This window comes from Shigella sp. FJ200513 (assembly GCF_040495915.1).
Taxonomy (GTDB): domain Bacteria; phylum Pseudomonadota; class Gammaproteobacteria; order Enterobacterales; family Enterobacteriaceae; genus ECMA0423.
In genome coordinates this window covers 1-4,271 of record NZ_JBDYCV010000180.1, presented here as the reverse complement: position 1 = coordinate 4,271, position 4,271 = coordinate 1, and the positions used below count along the sequence as shown (strand labels likewise).

Below are 4,271 nucleotides of genomic sequence, written 5' to 3'. Positions count from 1 at the left end.
GAGCAGACCGCCACCAGCATACTGAAGCAGCGCACAAAAAATCTTGCGCCGCTGCCTCACGCCCACCAGCAACAGAACCCACAACAGGAAAAGACGGTGGTCAGCATTGCCGTTGATCCTGAGTCTCCGGAATCTTTCATGAAACGACCTAAACGTCGCCGCTGGGTTAACGAGAAATACAAACGCTGGGTGAAGACACAGCCGTGTGCGTGTTGTGGTAAGCCAGCCGACGATCCCCATCACCTGATTGGTCATGGTCAGGGCGGAATGGGGACCAAATCTCACGATATTTTCACGCTACCGCTGTGTCGGGAGCATCACAACGAGCTTCATGCGGATCCTCTGGCGTTCGAAGAAAAGCATGGTTCTCAGGTTGATTTAATTTTTCGTTTTCTTGATCACGCCTTTGCAACTGGCGTGCTTGGGTAAAAGAGGTGACTGATGCTCATAGATTTGGTTTTACCTTACCCGCCGACGGTGAACACTTACTGGCGACGCCGTGGCAGCACATATTTTATCTCGGAGGAGGGAAAGCGTTATCGCCGGGCTGTGGCGCTTATTGTTCGCCAGCAGCGGCTGAAATTAAGCCTGTCCGGAAGGCTGGCGATAAAGGTGATTGCAGAGCCACCGGATAAGCGTCGTCGCGACCTGGACAATATCCTGAAAGCACCGCTGGATGCGCTGACGCATGCGGGAGTGTTAATGGACGATGAGCAGTTTGATGAAATCAATATCGTTCGTGGTCAGCCAGTATCTGGTGGACGTCTGGGGGTGAAGATTTACCCCATAATGCATTAAGAGCAGGTCAAAAAATGAAACTGGAAGATTTACCGAAATACTACTCCCCAAAATCCCCTGGCCTGACCGATGCATCGGCCTCAACGTCAAAAGATGCGCTGAGTATCACTGATGTGATGGCCGCGCAGGGCATGACACAGAATCGGGCTGAGATGGGTTTTTCTGCGTTCCTGGGGAAAATGGGCATCAGTATGAATGACAGGGCGCGGGCAACAGAATTACTGGCAGATTATGCACTCAGTCGGTGCGATCGTGTGGCGGCGTTGAGAAAACTTCCGGCAGAAATAAAACCGGTAGTGATGCGCATTATGGCTTCGTACGCTTTTGAGGATTATGCCCGCAGCGCAGCGAGTAAAAAGCAGTGCCCTTGTTGCTATGGGGAAAAATTTATTGAAAGCATAGTTTTTACAAACAAGATCCAGTATCCGGATGGTAAGCCGCCGGTATGGGCAAAGTGTACGAAAGGTGTGTATCCGTTTTACTGGGAAGAATGGAAAAAAGTCAGGGAGGTGGTAAAAGTTGCCTGTCCGGAGTGTGGCGGAAAGGGTGAGGTTTCCACCGCCTGTAAGGATTGCCGTGGGCGTGGTGTCGCCATTCATCGTGAAGAGTCGGTAAAACGTGGTATGCCTGTTATCAGAGACTGCCAGCGTTGTGGTGGTCGTGGCTATGAAAGACTACCATCAACGGAGGCATTTAATGCTATATGCGAGGTGACAAACCAGATAACACGCGCGTCATGGGAAAAAACAGTTAAGAAATTTTATGATGCGCTGGTGACCCGGTTTGATATTGAAGAAGCATGGGCTGAGCGGCAGTTAAAAAAGGTAACTAGGTAACAAGGTTGATTTTTCCGGAATCTGTGGTAAATTCGTCATAATGATGGGCGTTTTATGCCTGGCGTTAGAAGAGTTTCTACAACCCGCCGCTGAGCGGGTTTTTTTATTGCGAAATTAATTACGGACCGTTATTATTCTGCTCCCGGCCCTTTAGCTCAGTGGTGAGAGCGAGCGACTCATAATCGCCAGGTCGCTGGTTCAAATCCAGCAAGGGCCACCATCACAAACCGCCATTAGCTTATCAGGAAGAGCAGACGACACGATAACAGGGTTGTTGGTGCGGGGGGCGGGTCCCCGATGGCGGTCCATTATCGGTATTCAGCGTTGTTAGCTCAGCCGGACAGAGCAATTGCCTTCTAAGCAATCGGTCACTGGTTCGAATCCAGTACAGCGCGCCATATTCATTCTTCCAGATTCCTTCCGGCAGAGCCTTATACTGAAATATACCTGGCTCAGGATATTGTTGAAAATATTATATATTTGTCAAAAATAAAAGTTCTGTTAAGTATTGATTGAGTATTTGTTATGCGGTCTAATGGTTTTTTCAGCATTAAGTATTTATCATTCATATGGTGTGGGTAGAGTGAATATTGATGAGGCGTCGGGGTGTTTCATCCTTAGGCAGCGTATTGATATAGTCAATGCAGCACGAGCAAAGGCCTTCAGCCGTTTGACAGTTTTGTTCTGTACTCCTGATCGTCTTTCGGGAAGAGACGTTATTATTCTGAATAGTGATGCTATACAGAGGGTTTGCGATGAGTTCATGGTTGCTAATTCAGAATTATTTGCTCTTGTTCAGGAGTACAACAGAATAGCCAGGACCTGTGGTATGGATGAACTTCGGATTACTCATCTGGGGTAGATACATATCTGGATTATCACCTGTTACGGTAAAAAGTGATTGCTTACTGTTTTTGTTAATGGCATTGCAGCAGCCGGATAATGTCAGTGCCGGCTGACGGTGTGCTGGTGGCGGGTGTGGTGGTTGTTGCTTTCCCGTTGCTGAAAAAGAAAACGCCAGACTGTTAGCCGGGTATCAGTTAGCGGGAGAAATTTTTAAATACTTCACAATTCAGGCGGTTGACTGTTGTCTGGTTTGCGGGGAGTTTGTTAAAAGAAACTGGCATGGTGAATCCCCCTGTGCGGAGGGGCAATCAGCGAGTAGGTATATGGGATAATCGCGGATTCAGGTGCTGGTACTGAATTCACCGGGAGGCACCCGGCACCATGGAATGGCACATAGCGCCACTCTCCAGCCCCTCTCCGGAGGGGCTGTTTATATTGATTTTGTCAGATGTGAGTAAACTCCTTATGGACTTTGTTGTTTTAGTCCATAAGGGCATATTTGCAGAGTGCAACGGTTATTAAAGCATTCATTCAATACGTTATCTGTATTTGTAGGGCATTCCTGGCTGTTTTTGATTAAATTCCAGAATGTTTTATTGAATGGTACTACGTTGTAAATGGTTACAGGTAGCACTTTGTTATTGAGCATGATGCCTGTGTGAGTCAGTGTAAATATACTTTCAGGAGGTAAGAAAGCATCCGATTGATACCAGATTATTAATTTTATTTTACTCCATATGACTGAAAAAGATATTCCGCATGATGGCTGGATAACTGTATCAATCACAATCCACTTCATTTAGTTTCCTTGTTTATGCCTTGCTGGTGATGTTCTGAAAAGTATAAATGATATTTTTGAATTAAACCATAGAACAGAATTATTTTTCTGATGTTGTTTATTGTTTATTTAAATGCAGGGTGGTTTATATCTCGTCTTGTAGTTTATCCATGCATATCTGCTTGATAATCAGGTTTTTATTTAAGGTATGGTTTTGTGTTTTTTCTGTATTACATGTCAGGTATTTTAAAGAATTATTTTTCAGATGTTGGAAAGAACCATGGCATTTAAACACTATGATGTTGTCAGGGCGGCGCCGCCGTCAGATCTTGCGGAAAAGCTGACACATAAACTGAAAGAGGGCTGGCAGCCGTTTGGTAGTCCGGTGGCCATAACCCCTTATACCCTGATGCAGGCGATTGCAGCAGAAGGTGATGTGGTGGTCAGTGGTGCAACTGAGCCGGAGTGATACTACGTCATCGTACTGGCCCGGCATTCCAGGCCATAAAAGACAGTCTGGCAGTGGGACTAAATGCACTGACGCTGACGGATATTACCAAAAATGCAACGTATGGCGTTGAGATAGAAAGTCTGGTGCTGGAGATAAATGCACCGGCATCATCATAAAAAGTGAGCCAGTCAAATGGAAGGTATCGTTAAACTCACCGGTAGTGTCAGTGGGTCGTCTGAGACGCTTGCATGAGTTATCAGAGCCATCAGTAGTTAACTGGTGGCTTTTTTATTGTTGTCAGCTTCCGGATAACGGGAGACGGGGTATGGACCAGATGGAAAAAATCACAACAGGTGTGTCATACACCACGTCAGCGGTGGGAACGGGCTACTGGTTCCTGCAGTTGCTGGACAGGGTTTCCCCGTCTCAGTGGGCGGCAATAGGCGTGCTGGGGAGTCTGCTGTTTGGGCTGCTGACATATCTGACTGAGGTGTACTGGCAATAGCGGACACTACCATTTGTTCTTTTTTTAAGCAGTCATCTGATGATATTTTTCCCTGAA

At 46.6% G+C, this 4,271-nt stretch carries 7 protein-coding genes, 2 tRNA genes and 1 pseudogene; 9 read left to right on the top strand and 1 reads right to left on the bottom strand.

The genetic code is table 11. The features are described from left to right. From ABZJ92_RS20825 to ABZJ92_RS20800, 6 genes are all read left to right on the top strand, one after another. Positions 1-429: DUF968 domain-containing protein (locus ABZJ92_RS20825; RefSeq protein ID WP_152025991.1), on the top strand; the 429-nt coding region annotated here is incomplete at its 5' end. 12 nt (positions 430-441) lie between these two features. Beyond that, positions 442-798, top strand: coding sequence for a RusA family crossover junction endodeoxyribonuclease (locus ABZJ92_RS20820; RefSeq protein WP_000904111.1), 357 nt, complete (start codon positions 442-444; stop codon positions 796-798). Positions 799-812: 14 nt separating this feature from the next. Beyond that, positions 813-1,634 carry an antitermination protein gene (locus tag ABZJ92_RS20815; RefSeq protein WP_000762882.1) on the top strand — a complete coding sequence of 274 codons (822 nt, stop codon included), beginning with the start codon at positions 813-815 and terminating at the stop codon, positions 1,632-1,634. Positions 1,635-1,778: 144 nt separating this feature from the next. Beyond that, positions 1,779-1,854 (top strand) — tRNA-Ile (locus ABZJ92_RS20810). 101 nt (positions 1,855-1,955) lie between these two features. Continuing rightward, positions 1,956-2,032 (top strand) — tRNA-Arg (locus ABZJ92_RS20805). Positions 2,033-2,576: 544 nt separating this feature from the next. Beyond that, entirely contained in the window at positions 2,577-2,663 is an 87-nt protein-coding gene (locus ABZJ92_RS20800) for a DUF3927 family protein (RefSeq protein WP_000115835.1), read from the top strand. A gap of 280 nt (positions 2,664-2,943) precedes the next feature. Here the strand turns inward: ABZJ92_RS20800 and ABZJ92_RS20795 are convergent, their stop codons facing one another. Beyond that, complete coding sequence (locus ABZJ92_RS20795; protein ID WP_000871291.1) at positions 2,944-3,279, bottom strand: anti-adapter protein IraM; 336 nt, start codon at positions 3,277-3,279, stop codon at positions 2,944-2,946. 259 nt (positions 3,280-3,538) lie between these two features. Here ABZJ92_RS20795 and ABZJ92_RS20790 point away from each other — a divergent pair. The 3 genes and pseudogenes from ABZJ92_RS20790 to ABZJ92_RS20780 form a co-directional block, all read left to right on the top strand. Further along, positions 3,539-3,724 (top strand): annotated as a pseudogene (locus ABZJ92_RS20790) (DUF1737 domain-containing protein); the annotation flags it as partial. Beyond that, the gene (locus tag ABZJ92_RS20785) at positions 3,724-3,885 is read left to right on the top strand and encodes a hypothetical protein (RefSeq protein WP_001323614.1); all 162 of its coding nucleotides are present in this window, start codon (positions 3,724-3,726) and stop codon (positions 3,883-3,885) included. The pseudogene ABZJ92_RS20790 and the gene ABZJ92_RS20785, both read left to right, overlap by 1 nt. Before the next feature lie 149 nt (positions 3,886-4,034). Further along, entirely contained in the window at positions 4,035-4,214 is a 180-nt protein-coding gene (locus ABZJ92_RS20780) for a class II holin family protein (protein ID WP_000372594.1), read from the top strand. Positions 4,215-4,271 lie beyond the last annotated feature (57 nt).

Excerpts from the sequence above, each read along its gene's own strand:
- ABZJ92_RS20780 (WP_000372594.1), top strand. The coding sequence starts at position 4,035 with ATGGACCAGATGGAAAAAATCACAACAGGTGTGTCATACACCACGTCA.
- ABZJ92_RS20800 (WP_000115835.1), top strand. The coding sequence starts at position 2,577 with ATGTCAGTGCCGGCTGACGGTGTGCTGGTGGCGGGTGTGGTGGTTGTT.
- ABZJ92_RS20815 (WP_000762882.1), top strand. The coding sequence starts at position 813 with ATGAAACTGGAAGATTTACCGAAATACTACTCCCCAAAATCCCCTGGC.
- ABZJ92_RS20820 (WP_000904111.1), top strand. The coding sequence starts at position 442 with ATGCTCATAGATTTGGTTTTACCTTACCCGCCGACGGTGAACACTTAC.
- ABZJ92_RS20795 (WP_000871291.1), bottom strand. The coding sequence starts at position 3,279 with ATGAAGTGGATTGTGATTGATACAGTTATCCAGCCATCATGCGGAATA.